This is a genomic window from Natrialba sp. SSL1 (assembly GCF_001861355.1).
Lineage (GTDB): Archaea > Halobacteriota > Halobacteria > Halobacteriales > Natrialbaceae > Natrialba.
The window spans coordinates 179,707-194,540 of the sequence record NZ_MASN01000060.1 but is presented as its reverse complement, the minus strand read 5'-3'; the positions used below and the strand labels follow the sequence as shown (position 1 = coordinate 194,540).

At 64.3% G+C, this 14,834-nt stretch carries 13 protein-coding genes; 9 read left to right on the top strand and 4 right to left on the bottom strand.

What is annotated here, in order from left to right; all coding sequences use genetic code 11:
• Positions 1 to 62 precede the first annotated feature (62 nt).
• Complete coding sequence (locus BBD46_RS19935) at positions 63 to 257, top strand: DUF7534 family protein (protein WP_071403409.1); 195 nt, start codon at positions 63 to 65, stop codon at positions 255 to 257.
• A gap of 33 nt (positions 258 to 290) precedes the next feature.
• Here the strand turns inward: BBD46_RS19935 and BBD46_RS19930 are convergent, their stop codons facing one another.
• Positions 291 to 1,313 (bottom strand): M48 family metalloprotease, encoded by a 1,023-nt coding sequence (locus BBD46_RS19930; RefSeq protein ID WP_071403408.1) that lies wholly within the window; start codon positions 1,311 to 1,313, stop codon positions 291 to 293.
• 172 nt (positions 1,314 to 1,485) lie between these two features.
• On the opposite strand from BBD46_RS19930, the gene BBD46_RS19925 reads away from it, so the two are divergent.
• Complete coding sequence (locus tag BBD46_RS19925; RefSeq protein ID WP_071403407.1) at positions 1,486 to 1,740, top strand: PRC-barrel domain-containing protein; 255 nt, start codon at positions 1,486 to 1,488, stop codon at positions 1,738 to 1,740.
• Positions 1,730 to 2,446: a hypothetical protein gene (locus BBD46_RS19920; RefSeq protein ID WP_071403406.1), complete on the top strand. Its 717-nt coding sequence runs from the start codon at positions 1,730 to 1,732 to the stop codon at positions 2,444 to 2,446. The genes BBD46_RS19925 and BBD46_RS19920 overlap by 11 nt, the downstream gene beginning before the upstream one ends.
• A gap of 59 nt (positions 2,447 to 2,505) precedes the next feature.
• Here the strand turns inward: BBD46_RS19920 and hisG are convergent, their stop codons facing one another.
• The gene (gene hisG / locus BBD46_RS19915) at positions 2,506 to 3,357 is read right to left on the bottom strand and encodes an ATP phosphoribosyltransferase (RefSeq protein WP_071403405.1); all 852 of its coding nucleotides are present in this window, start codon (positions 3,355 to 3,357) and stop codon (positions 2,506 to 2,508) included.
• A 307-nt stretch (positions 3,358 to 3,664) separates the two neighbouring features.
• Between hisG and BBD46_RS19910 the strand changes: the two genes are divergently transcribed.
• The gene (locus BBD46_RS19910) at positions 3,665 to 6,331 is read left to right on the top strand and encodes a heavy metal translocating P-type ATPase (protein WP_071403404.1); all 2,667 of its coding nucleotides are present in this window, start codon (positions 3,665 to 3,667) and stop codon (positions 6,329 to 6,331) included.
• 173 nt (positions 6,332 to 6,504) lie between these two features.
• Positions 6,505 to 7,590 carry a PAS domain-containing sensor histidine kinase gene (locus tag BBD46_RS19905; protein WP_071403403.1) on the top strand — a complete coding sequence of 362 codons (1,086 nt, stop codon included), beginning with the start codon at positions 6,505 to 6,507 and terminating at the stop codon, positions 7,588 to 7,590.
• Between the two features lie 9 nt (positions 7,591 to 7,599).
• On the opposite strand, the gene BBD46_RS19900 is transcribed toward BBD46_RS19905, so the two are convergent.
• On the bottom strand, positions 7,600 to 8,733 hold the full coding sequence (locus BBD46_RS19900) for a stage II sporulation protein M (RefSeq protein WP_071403402.1): 1,134 nt from the start codon (positions 8,731 to 8,733) through the stop codon (positions 7,600 to 7,602).
• A 74-nt stretch (positions 8,734 to 8,807) separates the two neighbouring features.
• The gene (locus tag BBD46_RS19895) at positions 8,808 to 9,848 is read right to left on the bottom strand and encodes a phosphotransferase family protein (protein WP_071403401.1); all 1,041 of its coding nucleotides are present in this window, start codon (positions 9,846 to 9,848) and stop codon (positions 8,808 to 8,810) included.
• Positions 9,849 to 10,003: 155 nt separating this feature from the next.
• Between BBD46_RS19895 and BBD46_RS19890 the strand changes: the two genes are divergently transcribed.
• The 4 genes from BBD46_RS19890 to BBD46_RS19875 all read left to right on the top strand — a co-directional run bounded on the left by BBD46_RS19890 (position 10,004) and on the right by BBD46_RS19875 (position 14,818).
• The gene (locus tag BBD46_RS19890) at positions 10,004 to 10,789 is read left to right on the top strand and encodes an FkbM family methyltransferase (RefSeq protein WP_084777832.1); all 786 of its coding nucleotides are present in this window, start codon (positions 10,004 to 10,006) and stop codon (positions 10,787 to 10,789) included.
• Positions 10,790 to 10,916: 127 nt separating this feature from the next.
• On the top strand, positions 10,917 to 12,215 hold the full coding sequence (locus BBD46_RS19885; protein ID WP_071403646.1) for an amidohydrolase: 1,299 nt from the start codon (positions 10,917 to 10,919) through the stop codon (positions 12,213 to 12,215).
• 183 nt (positions 12,216 to 12,398) lie between these two features.
• Complete coding sequence (locus BBD46_RS19880) at positions 12,399 to 13,157, top strand: hypothetical protein (RefSeq protein WP_071403400.1); 759 nt, start codon at positions 12,399 to 12,401, stop codon at positions 13,155 to 13,157.
• 377 nt (positions 13,158 to 13,534) lie between these two features.
• Positions 13,535 to 14,818 (top strand): adenosylhomocysteinase, encoded by a 1,284-nt coding sequence (locus BBD46_RS19875; RefSeq protein ID WP_071403399.1) that lies wholly within the window; start codon positions 13,535 to 13,537, stop codon positions 14,816 to 14,818.
• Positions 14,819 to 14,834: the final 16 nt, after the last annotated feature.

The following is a 14,834-nucleotide window of genomic DNA, read 5'->3' as shown; positions in this document are numbered from 1 at the left end:
TCTCGTCCGCCTACGGAGAAGCAGCTATATGTATTGATAGGAGCACTCCACGAACACCGCCGATGGCCTCCCACGACCACTTCGCACGAACACTCGCGCTCCTGTGTACACTCGCGCTCGTCATCGCGGGCTTCGCGTCCCCGCCGGATCCGTTCTCCCTCCTGCGCTATGCCGCACCGCTGCTGGTCGCCGCCGTCGTCCTCTCGGTGGCTCTCACCTACGGCGGGGTACTCGAGTCCATCCGAAACGAGACGTAACTCCTGCTGACTTCGGGTGGCCGCGTTTGCCACTTATTCGGCCTCTTGCAGCTGTCTCTGTGCACGTTCGCGTTCGTGCTCACGTTCCTGAGCAGCCAGCGCTTCGAGTCGTGATTCCGTCGGCGGATGTGTCCCGAACAGCCGGCGCTCGAGTCGGTGCAGCCGCTTCGTGAGTTCCCAGTAGGCCGGCTCCCGGTCGCCGTCCGGACCGAGCATGACCTTCTCGAGTTCCGCTGGCTCCAGCGGGATGATCGACAGCGACGAGACACCAGAGACGTCACGGAGATCCGTCGTCGGCGTCTCCGCAACCTCCCGATCCAGCCGCCGGAGGGCGTTCGCAAGCGCGGCGGGCGACCCGGTCACTTCCGCAGCCGCCCGATCCGCGGCTCGCTCTCTGGCACGCGAGAGGTGGCTCGTGATCGTCCGTCCGACGACTAACACGCCGGCTGAGAGGAACCCGAGCGGCACCGTGAAAATCGCGAGCCAGCCGGGATCCTCGATCTCGGCGATCCGTGAACTCAGGCCGTCGGCGAGCACAACGGGGAGGGAGACGACCGTCATAACCATTGCGTCCCGGTTTGCAACGTGAGCAAGTTCGTGAGCAATCACGGCCTCGAGTTCGTCGCTGTTCGCACCGCCGACCGATTTGATCGTCCCCAGTGAGAGCACGAGGTGCATGTTTTCCGGTCGAAAGCCGACAACCAGCGCCTCCGGCGCATCGCGGTCCGAGACGGCGATCGTCGGAACGGGGACATCTAACTGGGCCGCAACCCGCGTCGTCGTCCGGTACAGCTCTGGGGCCGCCTCCTCGTCGATCGGATGGGCGTCCGCGAGTCGCTCGATCGTCTCGAGTTGGGTGTACTCGAGATAGCCGATCGCCAGCAGCGTGATGATGGTGATGCCGGCGGCGTACTGCGCGGCGAACACGATGTCGAGGAAGGTGAAGATGCCGTAGAAGACGGCCCAGACACCGGCGAGGAACGCTGCCGTGACGAGTACCAGGCCGAGGATCGCTGCGACCATCCGAACCTTCAGGGACGCGTGAGCGGAGGGCATAGGCCTCTCATTCGGAGCGTAATTCAAAAGTGTTGAGATACGTGAACGACGGTTCGGCGGTGTCTTGATTCACGTTTCGCGTTCCACGCTCCACTGCTCGGTCTCGACGACTGCGTGCGACGTGACATAACAGTCACGTGTTTTTATTTATGAGAACCGCGATACTGGTGGTATGTCCCCGATCCTTGCGAGTACCCTGACGGAAAAGCCGGTGTGTAGTGCGGATGGCCGCCAGCTCGGCACCGTCCGGAACCTGACGATGAATCCACAGACTGGCCGGTTAGAATCGGTTCTCGTCGCTACGGACCGGTCAGCTGGCGAACTCAGACACATTCCGCGGACGCCGGAGGGCGACCTTCGAATCTCTGCGGGCGCGATCGTCGGCGTCGACGACCAGCTCGTGGTGACGCTGTCGGATGCCGACTGACCGCCGCACTCTCCTCGCGACGGCAGCTGTCTCCGTTCCGACGACGACAGTCGGCTGTCTGGACGCGATGATAGAGTCCGCGAGCGAACACGACGAGCCCGGTTCGGACGATGGGTCCGCAGACGTGGCCGAGTCCACGGAACCCATGCCCACCGCCACCGTCGTCGAGCGCCACACCGAACGCGGCACGGCCGAGTCACTCTCAGCTGAGCGGACTGAGTGGGATCCGTGGGTCGAGTATCTTCCGGCAGACACAGACGAGACAGCCGCTGACTCCGAGGTGAAATACGTTCAGTCGAAAGGGCCCTCGAGTGCCGTCGATCCAGAAGCGTACGAAGATCGGGACGAGGAACCGCCAAAACGCGACCTCACGTTCACCACTACGTCCTGGAATCGCTGGAAGTACATACGTGCCAACGAGATTGCCTCGAAAGCGGCCTCAGCGCACGTTTCAGAAGCGCTCGGCATCGACGATATCAGCCGTCCTGTCGGGGTGAACCGTGAACCGAGCAACCGTCGGCCGACGGTGTCGGCCAGGACTGTCATCGGCGAGGATGGTGAACTGGTCGCTGGTACGCGACTCGATCCCGAGAAACTGGTGGCGGCGACGCCGGACTCGGTGTCGGTCACGTACGAACTAGACGGCCAGTCGTTCGAGACGACGCGTCCGGTGGTGGCCGAGTACCGAGAAGAAGTACTGTCGTAACTCACAACGGTTGGCATACCGCCAGCTGGCGGTACCAGCGAAAACAGTACCCGCGACCCTCACTCGACTAACCGTTCGATTTCCGTCACCAGAATATCGCTCGCGCCGGCCTGCTTGACATCCGTAATCGTCTCGAACACGTCTCCCTCGTTGACCACCGCGTGAACCGCGACCTTCTCGCCGCCGTTCGCGATGTCCATCACCGTCGGGCCGCCCATCCCCGGAATCACATCACGTACGTCGTCGAGTCGCTCCTCGGGCACGTTCATCATCAGGTAGCGCTTGCCCTCGGCCTGCTTCACCGACGCCAGCGCGGTCCGGACCTCCTCGACTTTCGATTCCTCGCGCACGTCTTCCCGGGCGAACAGGCGGACGGAACTCGAGAGTACCTCCTCGACGACGGCCAGTCGATTCATCTTCAGCGTCGTGCCGGTGCTCGTGATGTCGACGATGGCGTCCGAAATCTCGACGTGTGGCGTTAACTCGGTCGCGCCGGATACTTCGACGACGGTCGGCTCGAGGCCGCGCTCGGCGAAGAACTCGCGGGTAATGTTCGGGAACTCCGTCGCGACGGTCTTGTCGGCGAGATCCTCGACGGTCTCGATTTCGTCGTCTTCCGGTGCGGCGAGGACGAGTCGGCAGGTCCCAAACTCGAGATCGAGCAGTTCTGCGACGTCCTCGACTTGCGCTTCCCGGACCTGGTCGTAGCCGGTGATTCCCATGTCGGCCGCGCCGTCGGCGACGTACTCCGGAATGTCGGCGGCGCGGGCGAACAGCACTGAGACCTCGGGATCGACGGTGTCGGCGTAGAGCTGTCGGTCGGCACCGTTCTCGAGATGGAGACCGGCCCGCTCGAGAAGGTCGATCGTCGGCTCGTGCAGGCGGCCCTTGTTGGGAACGGCGATTCGCATTTACGGCGTGTTGGGGCCCAGCGGGGAATTGTCTTTTCATCTCCATCAGCCGTTGTTGTGCTCGCTTCCCGCGCTGGATACTCGAGTTGTGAGTGATCACTCGAACCGCCAGTGTGATGGGGTGCGTTTCCACGGACGGTGCAGTCGGGACTCGAGTACACGTCGGTCTCGCACACCCGCTCGGGCCGTGCCACTTTCGTAGCCGACTCCTAATCCGATCCCAGGTTTACTTTCGAAAGTCCATGGTTGAACGAGTCGTCTTTTCAAAGGCACAATCCGCTTGAATGTGTAGCCCGTACGACTAGCCATGACTACCAGACGGGCCCACCTCGAGATCACGGGCATGTCGTGTTCGACGTGCTCGGGAGCCGTCGAGGACGCGGTCGCCGACCTCGACGGCGTGGACGCGGGCAACGCCAACTACGCGACGGACGAGGGAACCGTCGAGTACGATCCAGCCAAGACCTCGCTGGCTGAAATATACGAGGCTATCGCGGACGCCGGCTACGAGGCCGCTTCGGTCACTGAGACGCTCACCGTGATGGGAATGTCCTGCTCCACCTGTTCGGGCACGGTGAGCGACGCCGTCTGCGACCTCCCCGGCGTAATTCGGGCCGACGTAAACTTCGCCTCGGACGAAGCACGTGTCGAGTACAACCCGAACGATATCTCGCTGGCCGATATCCGCGACGCGATCGAAGACGCCGGCTACGAACCCGTCCGCGACGAGGTTGAGGACACGCAGGGTGCGAGCCAGCGCGAGCGCGCCGTCGAGAAAGAGCTTCGTCGCCAGCGCCGGCTGGTGATCGGCGGCGGCATCCTGACGCTGCCGTTCGTGCCGATCATGCTCGCGATGTTCGATCTCGTGTCGTTACCCGATCTCGGGACGGTCGACCTCGCCATCGCGTCGGTTCCGATCTTGGGGCTACTCGAGTTCGTGCTCGCGACGGCGCTGATGGCGACGCTCGGCAAGGAGTTCATCGCCGGCGCGTGGCGGGCGTTCTCGCACAACCGGCGGGCGAACATGGACACGCTGGTCGCGCTCGGCACGTCCGCGGGTTACGTCTACAGTACGGCGCTCCTCTTCGGGCTCATCGCCGGCGCGGGGCTGTACTTCGAGGCCGTCGCGTTTATCCTCTGGTTCATCACGCTCGGCAACTGGCTCGAGGTGCGCTCGAAGGCCCGCGCGGGCAATGCGCTGCGCGAACTGCTGGAGATGGAGGCGGACGAAGCGACGGTCGTTGAAGACGGCGAGGAGCGGCAGGTCCCACTCGAGACCGTCGCCGTCGGCGACGTGATGAAGGTCCGACCGGGCGAGCGGATTCCGACCGACGGCGAGGTCGTCGACGGCCAGAGTGCGGTCGACGAATCCATGCTAACCGGCGAGTCGGTTCCGGTCGAGAAGGCAGCCGGCGACGAGGTCGTCGGCTCGACGATCAACGAGAACGGCGTGCTCCTCGTGGAGGCGACGAAAGTCGGCTCCGAGACGGCGATCCAGCAGCTCGTCGACCGGGTGAAGGAAGCCCAGTCGCGCCAGCCCGAGATTCAGCGGCTGGTCGACAAGGTGAGCGCCTACTTCGTCCCCGCCGTGATCGTCAACGCTGTCGCCTGGGCGCTGCTCTGGGCCGCGTTCCCGGAAGCGCTCGCGGCGTTCGTCGACATGATCCCGCTCTGGGGACTCGTCCAGGGCGGCCCCGAGGTTGCCGCGGCCGGGGGCGCTGGCGTGCCGGTACTCGAGTTCTCCGTGATCGTGCTCGCCTCGTCGCTGCTGATCGCCTGCCCCTGTGCGCTCGGGCTGGCGACGCCGGCGGCGACGATGGTGGGCTCGACGCTGTCGGCGACGAACGGCGTCCTGTTCAAGGGTGGTGACGTGCTGGAGCAGGTTCGGGGCATCGACACGATCGTCTTCGACAAGACGGGGACGCTGACCCACGGTGAGATGACGTTGACGGACGTTGAACTCGTCAACGACAACGAGTCGACGGCGACCGACGGCGGCGAACCTGCAGCAGACGGCGGGACACTCGCAGAGCAGGCGGAGACCGACGCTGACGAGGCTCTCGAAGCGTTTCTCCTCGGCGCGGCGGCGACCGCCGAATCCGGCTCCGAACATCCGATCGCCCGCGCGGTAGTCGAGGGTGCCGAGGAACGCGGCGTCACCGCCGGCGAGGTCAGCGAGTTCGAGAACGTCCCCGGCCACGGCGTCAGCGCGGAGACGGACCGCGGGCGCGTCCTGATCGGCCGCCGGAAGCTCCTCCGTGACGAGGGGATCGACACCCAGCCGGCCGAGGACACGCTGACCGAACTCGAGCGCGAGGGGAAGACGGCGATGGCGGTCGCAGTCGACGGGCAACTTCGCGGTGTACTCGCGGTCGCAGACGAGGTTCGAGAGAGCGCAAAGGAGACCGTTGCGGCGCTGCACGAGCGCGGAACCGAGGTCGTGATGCTCACCGGCGACAACGAGCGCACGGCGCAGGCCGTCGCCGAACAGGTCGGCATCCCCTCCGAGAACGTCCGCGCGGAGGTCCTCCCGGTGGACAAGGCGGACCACGTCGAGGCGCTGCAGGACGATGGCAATCGCGTGATGATGGTCGGCGACGGCGTCAACGACGCACCCGCGTTAACCACCGCCCAGGTCGGCGTCGCCATCGGGTCGGGGACCGACGTGGCCATCGAATCGGCCGACGTGACGCTGATGCGAGACGACCCGGCAGACGTGCTCAAGGCCGTTCGCATCTCCGAGGCGACGATCTCGAAGGTTCGCCAGAACCTCTTCTGGGCGTTCATCTACAACACGACGCTCATCCCGATCGCCGCGCTCGGGATGTTGAACCCCGCACTGGCCGGGCTCGCGATGGCGACCTCGAGCGTGAGCGTGATGGCCAACAGTCTCTCGTTCGCGACCTACGATCCGCACGAGGACTACCGGCTCGCGGTATTGAAGCCGTTCGACGCGCTTCTCGGTCGAAACTGACTGGCGCGTTGAGCCACCCGACACGTCACTCTCGCTGTTCCTGCCGGATAGCGGCTGAATCGTCATGCGGTCTGGACACACGGTAGAAACGTGTATTGGTTCTCGAGAGGGTGGTGGTGCTTGCACCCAGAATTGGGAACAACGTTATGTCCGTCAATCAACTGCAAACGGATATGAACGCCCGGGAGCCAGAGGCTCTTATCCCAGCGGCTGTGGATACACTCCCGATCAACTTTGCAATCCTCGATGACGACGGGACAATCCTGTATACAAACCGTGCATGGCAGGAGTTCGGGGAGGCGAACGATATCGAACTGCAACCGGATACGATCGGAACCAACTACCTTACGATCACCAGACAGGCGAACACGGAGGAAGCACAAGCAGCTGCCACCGGGTTGTCCGAGATTCTAACGGGCGACCGAGATCTCTTCGAGTTCGAGTATCCGTGTCACTCTCCCAACACACGTCGGTGGTTCCTCATGCGAGCAGCATCGTTCACGAACGGTGAGCAGAGATACGTCGCTGTTGCCCATTTCGACATCACTGATCGATACGAGTATCAGCGGCGGTTGGAAGAATCTAACGAGCGCCTCCAGCAGTTCGCCCACGTTGCCTCTCACGACCTCCAAGAGCCGTTACGGATGGTCACGAGATATCTACAACTGCTCGAGAGTCGCTACGGCGACGACCTTGACGACGACGCCGAGACGTTCATCGAGTTCGCAGTTGACGGTGCCGAGCGGATGGAGGCGATGATCGAGGGACTTCTCGCGTACTCCAGAGTCGAAACACAGGGGGCGTCCTTCGATTCGGTCGACCTCAACGCAGTGCTGGACGATGTCTTGACGGACCTCAGTGTGCGGATCGACGAAACTGATGCCGAAATCACCGCTGAACCGCTGCCGACTGTCAGCGGTGACGCCAGTCAACTCCGTCAACTCTTCCAGAATCTACTGGAAAACGCTCTTCAGTACAGCGGCGAGGAGAATCCCCGAGTGACACTCTCTGCGACACGTGACGAGGACGAGTGGATTCTTTCGGTGAGCGACGAGGGAATCGGTATCGATCACGAAGAGACAGACCGGGTCTTCGAGGTGTTCCAGCGACTCCATAGCCACGAGGAGTACGAAGGGGCAGGAATTGGCCTCGCACTCTGTCGACGAGTTGTCGAACGCCACGGAGGCGATATTTGGGTGGACTCCGACCCCGAAGCGGGATCGACGTTTTCGTTCACACTTCCGGCAGCCGACGCGTGAACACTTCAGTTAGGGTGTCACCGGCGCATCATCCGGTCCCTCGAGTAGGTCCGCAAAGAGCACCTCGAGTAGCTCCGGCGTCACGTAGGTCTCGACGAACGCGGCGAGGACGAGCAACAGCCAGGCGAAGAGGACGAACAGCGCAGTCCGGACCAGATACGGCCGGGTGAAAAACGCATTCCGTGAGCCGAGCACGCGCTGGCCGAACCGCGAGAGCAGCCGAAAGCCGACGCCCGCGGCCAGAAACAGCGCCGGCAGTTCGAAGATGCCGTGCGGGACGAGCGCGGCGAGGATGAAGTCAACTCCAGCGATCTCCGCGGCAGCAGCGCTCACGTTGCCCACGATAATTCCGTTGAACACCATGATGAAGGCCGTGAGCAGGCCGAGCGTGAGCGCGCCGCCGATCGCCATGAGGAACGGCACCGAGTTGTTCTGGATGAAGAACGTTGCGGTGAACTCGAGTTCCCCGTTCGCTTGCTCGTCCTCGAGTTCGGGCAGCAGTTCTTCCTCGAGCAGTTCGGCGACGATTTCGAGCAGGTTGACGCCGGCGAGCAGGAGGGCGATGCCGATGGCGATTCCAACTGCGAACATGCCGGTGGCGACCCAGACCGAGCGGCGGTGTTCGACCCATGCGGCACTCAGTGCCTCGAAGAGCCACGGCGCACTGGTTCGGGCGATGCCCGCCGCCGCGGCGAAGCCGATACCGAGGGCCGTGACGCCGAGCACCGGTTCGATGGCGTCCTGTGTGAGGACCGTGATCGCAGCCGTCAGAAAGGCAGCGACCGCGAGGCCGACCAGCAGCCCGAACCAGTTTCGGTGTGCGTTCGCACCTGGTGTGGGGCCGTCTCTCCCTGGGTCCCGTCCGGGTGGACCACCGGGTGCGGTTGGAGTGGCCGCACGTGTCGTGTCTGCGCGTCGACTCGAGTCCCCCGCAGAATCAGCGCCCGTCAGTGACGGATCGACGGTGATTCGTTCGTCTTCACCTTTACCCTCACCCTCACCCTCTTCCACGCCATTGCTACCGTGCTCACGCTCGCGCTCTTGCTCTCGTTCGCGACTGTATGGCGGCTCTTCGTCTCGAGCGTACGACTGTTCGTCCGTCAGAGACTCGTCACCCGTGCCGCCCTCGTCGGCACCGTTCATAGGCATGGTTCCACGAAAGTCCGGATAAATCCGCCGCCTCCTCAACCCTCGCTGCGAGTCCGACGGGTGGCTGGCTACGGCGTGGCCGTCGTGTCCCGTCCGAGGAGCCGTTGACACTGTCGCCACAGTTGTTGCCGGCCGTGAGCGCTGCGTGCGATTCGAACGTAGTTCGCACCCGACTGAAGCGCCCATAGCAGCTTATAGCTCAGTGCTCGCTCGTCAAACCCGTCCGAGAGGGTCGCGTGAGCGGCGTAGCCACGGCGAAACACGGTCCGAAGTCGCTCGCATTCGGCCCCCGAAAACCGGTGAGTGTGCAGATCGACGAACCGCACTTCGGCCCTGGCGAGCGCGTATTCGGCGTGGGTGACGTGGGCGTTCCCCCAGTCGAGAATCGCCGTAATCTCGCCTGCCGGCGTCACGAGTAAATTGCTCGGCTGGAAATCGCCGTGCGTGAGCACCGGGCGACAGCCGTCGTCGCCGGCCAGCGGGACCGGCAGTACCGCACGGAATCCGCTTGGGGGATCGAGCGCGTGCCAGCACTCGAGTTCGGTCCACTCGAGACTCTCCGCCCCCGAGTCGCGTGCGAGCCCACCGACTCGATCGAACGCGAGTTCTGAGTCGCCTTCGCCAAGGCTGTGGAGGTAGCCGAGGGCTACGCCGGCCTGTGCGACCAGCCGCCGCCGGGCGTTGGCTTCGAGGGTCTGATAGCACTCGCCTGCGTTTTGCCCGTCGCGAAACTCGTAGAGTGCCCAGCGATCGCCGTGTGCGAGTTCGTGATCTTCGCCGATAGCGACCGACCCCGTCGCGATCACAGCCGGCACCGGCAGCGACGACGACTCGCTAACCCGCTCGAGTACCAGCGGTTCGATCACGTCGCCGGTCCAGACGCTCGCGCCGCCGAGTTTACAGACGACGCGCTCCGGGACGGCCGTCGCTCGCCGATTTCCGTTATCGGCCGTTTCGAGTCCATCCGTCTCGAGTGCAACCACGAACGTCTCTGCCACCGACCCCGCGGCTGGTCGCCAACAGGAGCGGACTGTCGGCGGCGACTCGAGGTCGAGGGTGGACTCGAGTGCGGTCGCCGTAATCTGTTCGGCGACAGTGCTTGACTCCATTCGCAGGTGTGTACAACGGGCTGTCGGGTATCGGTTCCCCTGTGTTTCTATGGCTGACACGTTCTCTTTCTCGGTTGCTTCGTACCAGCACTCGGTCTCGCACACACCGAGACGTGTCCCGCAGGTACAACTCGCTGGCCCCCATCGTCTCGTCAATGACACTCGGCTCGCACGCCTCTCCCTCTGTCACGACGCGAGCTGCAACCATCGCACGCGAGGTCGCCGGTCGCGCCTACCACCGGCTTGCGCGGCTGAACTACGACCACCGGTGGCTCGCGCGGACGAACCGAACGCCAGCCGGCGAGTTCCAGTGTTACGAACCCATCAATCGCCACGGCTCAGACGCGATGCTCGCCGAACTCGACGCCGTCTGCGGGCCGTCCGCTGTCATCTACGACCTCGGCGCGAACGTCGGCATGTATTCCCTCGCGCTCGCGACTGCCGCCCCGAAGCGCCGACTTGTCGCCGTCGAGCCCTCACCAACGAACGCAGCGCGGCTACGCGCCAACGTCGACCTGAACGATGTCGGCGAGCAGGTGACCGTACTCGAGTACGGCCTCGGAGACGAACCCGAACCGACTACCAGCCCGTTCTACCGCTCGAGCAATCCAGAGCTGTCGTCGTTCGACCGCGAGAGCGCCACGCGCTGGGGGGCACGGGTCCGTGAGGTGGACTCCGTTCCGGTAGCGAGTCTCGATGACCTCGTGCTCACCGACTCGTTGCCGGCTCCCGACGTGATCAAAATCGACGTCGAGGGGATGGCACCCGCCGTGATCCGCGGCGCACGCGAGACGCTCGCCAGACACGAGCCGACAGTGGTACTCGAGTACCACGAGGACGGCCTGCCAGGAAACGTTCCAGAGGAAACGAAGGGGGTTCTGCAGGACCTCTCGTACGAAATTCGGCAGCGAGAGGGCTATTGGCGCTGTGAACCCCGATGACGGGTGGAACTTCACCGTGGGAGACATGACGCGCTCGTAACTCGGACTGGCGACCTGTCCGTCCGCTCGCCACCGCCCCATGATCGGAACCGACACGCTAACACGCTCGACTGCGAAACAGTCGGGCATGGCGACGCTTGCGATCACAGACGGGCGGGTACTCCTCCCGGATGCGACGGTGACGCGTGCGGACGTACTGATCGACCAGGATGCGGGCGAGATTCTCGAGGTCGGCAACGACCTCGCGGGTGCCGGCGACGAGACGCTCGACGCCGCGAACGCGCTCGTGACGCCCGGCTTCGTCAACGGCCACTGTCACGTCGCGATGACGCTGCTGCGTGGCTACGCCGACGACAAGACGCTCGACGCCTGGCTGCAGGAGGACATCTGGCCCGCCGAGGCCGAACTGACTCCTGAGGACGTTCACGTCGGCGCGGAACTGGGCCTTCTCGAGATGATCAAATCGGGAACCACCGCCTTCGCGGACATGTACTTCGAAGTTCCCGAAATCGCTGACGCAGTCGAAACGGCAGGGCTCCGTGCTCGCCTCGGCCACGGTGTCGTCACCGTTGCAGCGGACGACGAGGCGGCCCGTGAGGATGCTCAGACGAGCATCGACGTTGCACGCGACCTCGACGGGATGGCGGACGGCCGCATCTCGACGGCGTTCATGCCGCACTCGCTGACCACGGTCGGCGAGGAGTATCTGGACGAGTTCGTCCCGAAAGCGCGGGAAGCGGGCGTGCCGATCCACTACCACGCGAACGAAACGGCGGACGAGGTCGCGCCGATCATGGAGGAACACGGCATGCGCCCGCTCGCCTACGCTGCGGAGAAGGGCATGCTCGAGTCCGAAGACTTCGTCGCCCACGGCGTCCACGTCGACGAGAGCGAGATCAGTCTTCTCGCCGAGGCAGGGACGAGCGTCATCCACTGCCCGGCTTCGAACATGAAACTGGCAAGCGGCATGGCACCGGTCCAGCGGATGCTCGACGCCGGCGTTTCGGTCGGCCTCGGCACCGACGGCGCGGCCTCGAACAACGACCTGTCGCTGCTCGACGAGGCCCGCGACGCGGCCATGATCGGCAAACTCGCAGCCGAGGACGCGAGCGCGGTCTCGGCCGAGTCGGTCTCGGCACTGCTCACCCACGCGACCGCGGACGCGATCGGTATCGACACCGGCCGACTGGAAGCCGGCGCGCCCGCCGACCTTGCAGTGGTCGATCTCGAGAAACCACACCTGACGCCGGCCCACGACCTGGTGAGCCACCTCGCCTACGCGATTGCGGCGGCCGACGTTCGCCACACGATCTGTGACGGACAGGTGCTCATGCGCGACCGCGAGGTCACGACGCTCGACGAGGACGCAGTTCGCGAGCGAGCACACGAACACGCGACGGCGCTCATCGATCGCGCCGAGGCCTGAACCGTCGCGAACGCTTACAGAATCTGAACACTCAGAAGAGACGATAAACGTTATAAACGATTCTCGAGCGGTGTTATGCGGTCCAAAATAACACGAACGACCCAGAACTGCCGGCGGGGTTTATTCGTGTCTTTCTGAATGTCTCGACTTGCAATGAGTAGTCACCAATCAACCGCAGTGACGATGGCAGCCCTGTTACTCCTGTCCGTCGTCGCCCTCCCAGGCGCGGTCATCGCAGCGGAACCGGCCGTCAACGACTCGGACGCGGGCCTCGCGATCGAGGTCTCGCAAGACGAGTCGGTGACCGTCACCGTTACAGAGAACGAGACGACGGTTGACGAGATGAACTTGACCGTCAAGCCCGTCGATGAGAACCAGTCGTACGCGGCTGCAGGCACGTACACGAACGTCAGCGGCGAACGGACGTTCGACGCCCCCGAAGGCAACGAATCGATCGAAGTCGAGTTCGCCGCCGCAGTCGGCAACGAGTCGGTCTCGACGACCGCGACGCTCGTCGGCGACGAGGCCGAGGAGGACGAACCCGAACACAGCAACTTCGGCTCGCTCGTTTCGGCGTTCGTCGCAGACCACCAGAACGAGACTGACGGACCGCTCGGCCACCTCGTTTCGAGCTTCGTCACCGAGAACAACCCTGGCAACGCGCCTGACCACGCTGGCCCGCCAGCCCACGCGGATCCGGGCGGTGACGACGAAAACGGCAGTCAGGGCCCACCGGCACACGCCGGCCCTGACAACGCCGACGACGATGGTGACGACGCCAACAGCAGCTCCCAGGGCCCACCAGCCCACGCTGGCCCGGCCACTGACGCCGACAGTGACGATGGTGATGGCGACGACGAGGACGGCGACAGCGCCGACGCCACCAACTCGAGTAGCGGGCCACCTGGCCATGCGAACGGGAACGGCAACGGCAGCAACTAACGCCCGTTCCATCCCTGCGTGTTGACTCGCTGACTGACCATCTGACAATCTGACACCCACTATCCACCCCATTCGGACCCTGCCACCGGCCGACGGCACCCACACGGTGTTTCAGAGGCACCCCACCCAACCAATCGCTCGCCGTCGCCGGGCGCAGGACCAGTCGCGGTGGTCATCGTCGCTGCCGTCACAGTAATCACGGCAGCACAACCACCCACCGACGAACCGCCGCGACAGACTCCATCGTTTTCACCCGATTTCCGCACTGTCCCCACCAGCAGGAACGAGCAATTGGGGGCTCCGATGTAGCCCACCTCCAGCAAAACTCTCGTTCTCGCTTCGGTAGGGTTTTGGCCCCTCTCGCACTCAGTCAACGTATGAGCGACTATCCGCCGATCAGCGAACAGCTGGACGACGCCGACGAGGCCCGCGAGGACGGCCGTCGGAAGATGGACTGGGCGACCCAACACATGCCCATCCTCGAGTCCGTCCGCGAGGAGCTCGTCGCCGACAAACCGTTCGACGGCGAGCGCATCGCGATGGCGATGCACGTCGAAGCGAAAACCGCAATTCTCGTCGAAACCCTCGCCGAGGGCGGTGCCGAGGTCGCAGTAACCGGCTGCAACCCACTGTCGACTCACGACGACGTGAGCGCTGCGCTCGACGCCCACGAAAACATCACGAGCTACGCCAAACGCGGCGTCGACGACGAGGAGTACTACGACGCCATCGAGGCCGTCATCGCCCACGAACCGACGATCACCGTCGACGACGGCATGGACCTCGTCGCCGCTATCCACGAAGACTACCCCGAACTCATCGACGGCATCATCGGCGGTGCCGAGGAGACTACCACCGGCGTCCACCGTCTGCGCGCGATGGACGACGACGGCGCACTCGAGTACCCGGTCTTCGCCGTCAACGACACGCCGATGAAGCGCCTGTTCGACAACGTCCACGGCACCGGCGAGTCCTCGCTAGCCTCGATCGCAATGACTACGAACCTCTCGTGGGCCGGCAAGAACGTCGTCGTCGCTGGCTACGGCTACTGCGGCAAGGGCGTCGCGAAGAAGGCTGCGGGCCAGAACGCGAACGTCATCGTTACCGAGGTCGAGCCACGGCGCGCACTCGAGGCCCACATGGAGGGCTACGAGGTCATGCCGATGGCCGAAGCCGCCGAGGTCGGTGACGTCTTCCTGACGACGACGGGCAACCGCGACGTCATCGTCGAGGAGCACTTCGAGAAGATGCAAGACGGCGTCCTGCTCGCCAACGCGGGCCACTTCGACATCGAGATCGATCTCGACGCACTCAACGACCTCGCAACGGACCGCTACGAGGCCCGTGACGGCGTCGAAGCCTACGAGATGGACGACGGCCGCCGCCTCAACGTCATCGCTGAGGGTCGCCTCGTCAATCTCGCCGCGCCGGTCTCGCTCGGCCACCCGGTCGAGGTTATGGACCAGTCGTTCGGCGTGCAGGCGGCCTGTGTGCGCGAACTCGTCGACAACGGCGACGCCTACGACGCCGGCGTCCACGACGTGCCGGACGAACTCGACAAGGAGATCGCCGAGATCAAACTCGCAGCCGACGGCGTCGAGTTCGACTCGCTGACGGACACCCAGCACGAGTACATGGACTCCTGGGACCACGGGACGTAAGCGAGACCCGTTCTGC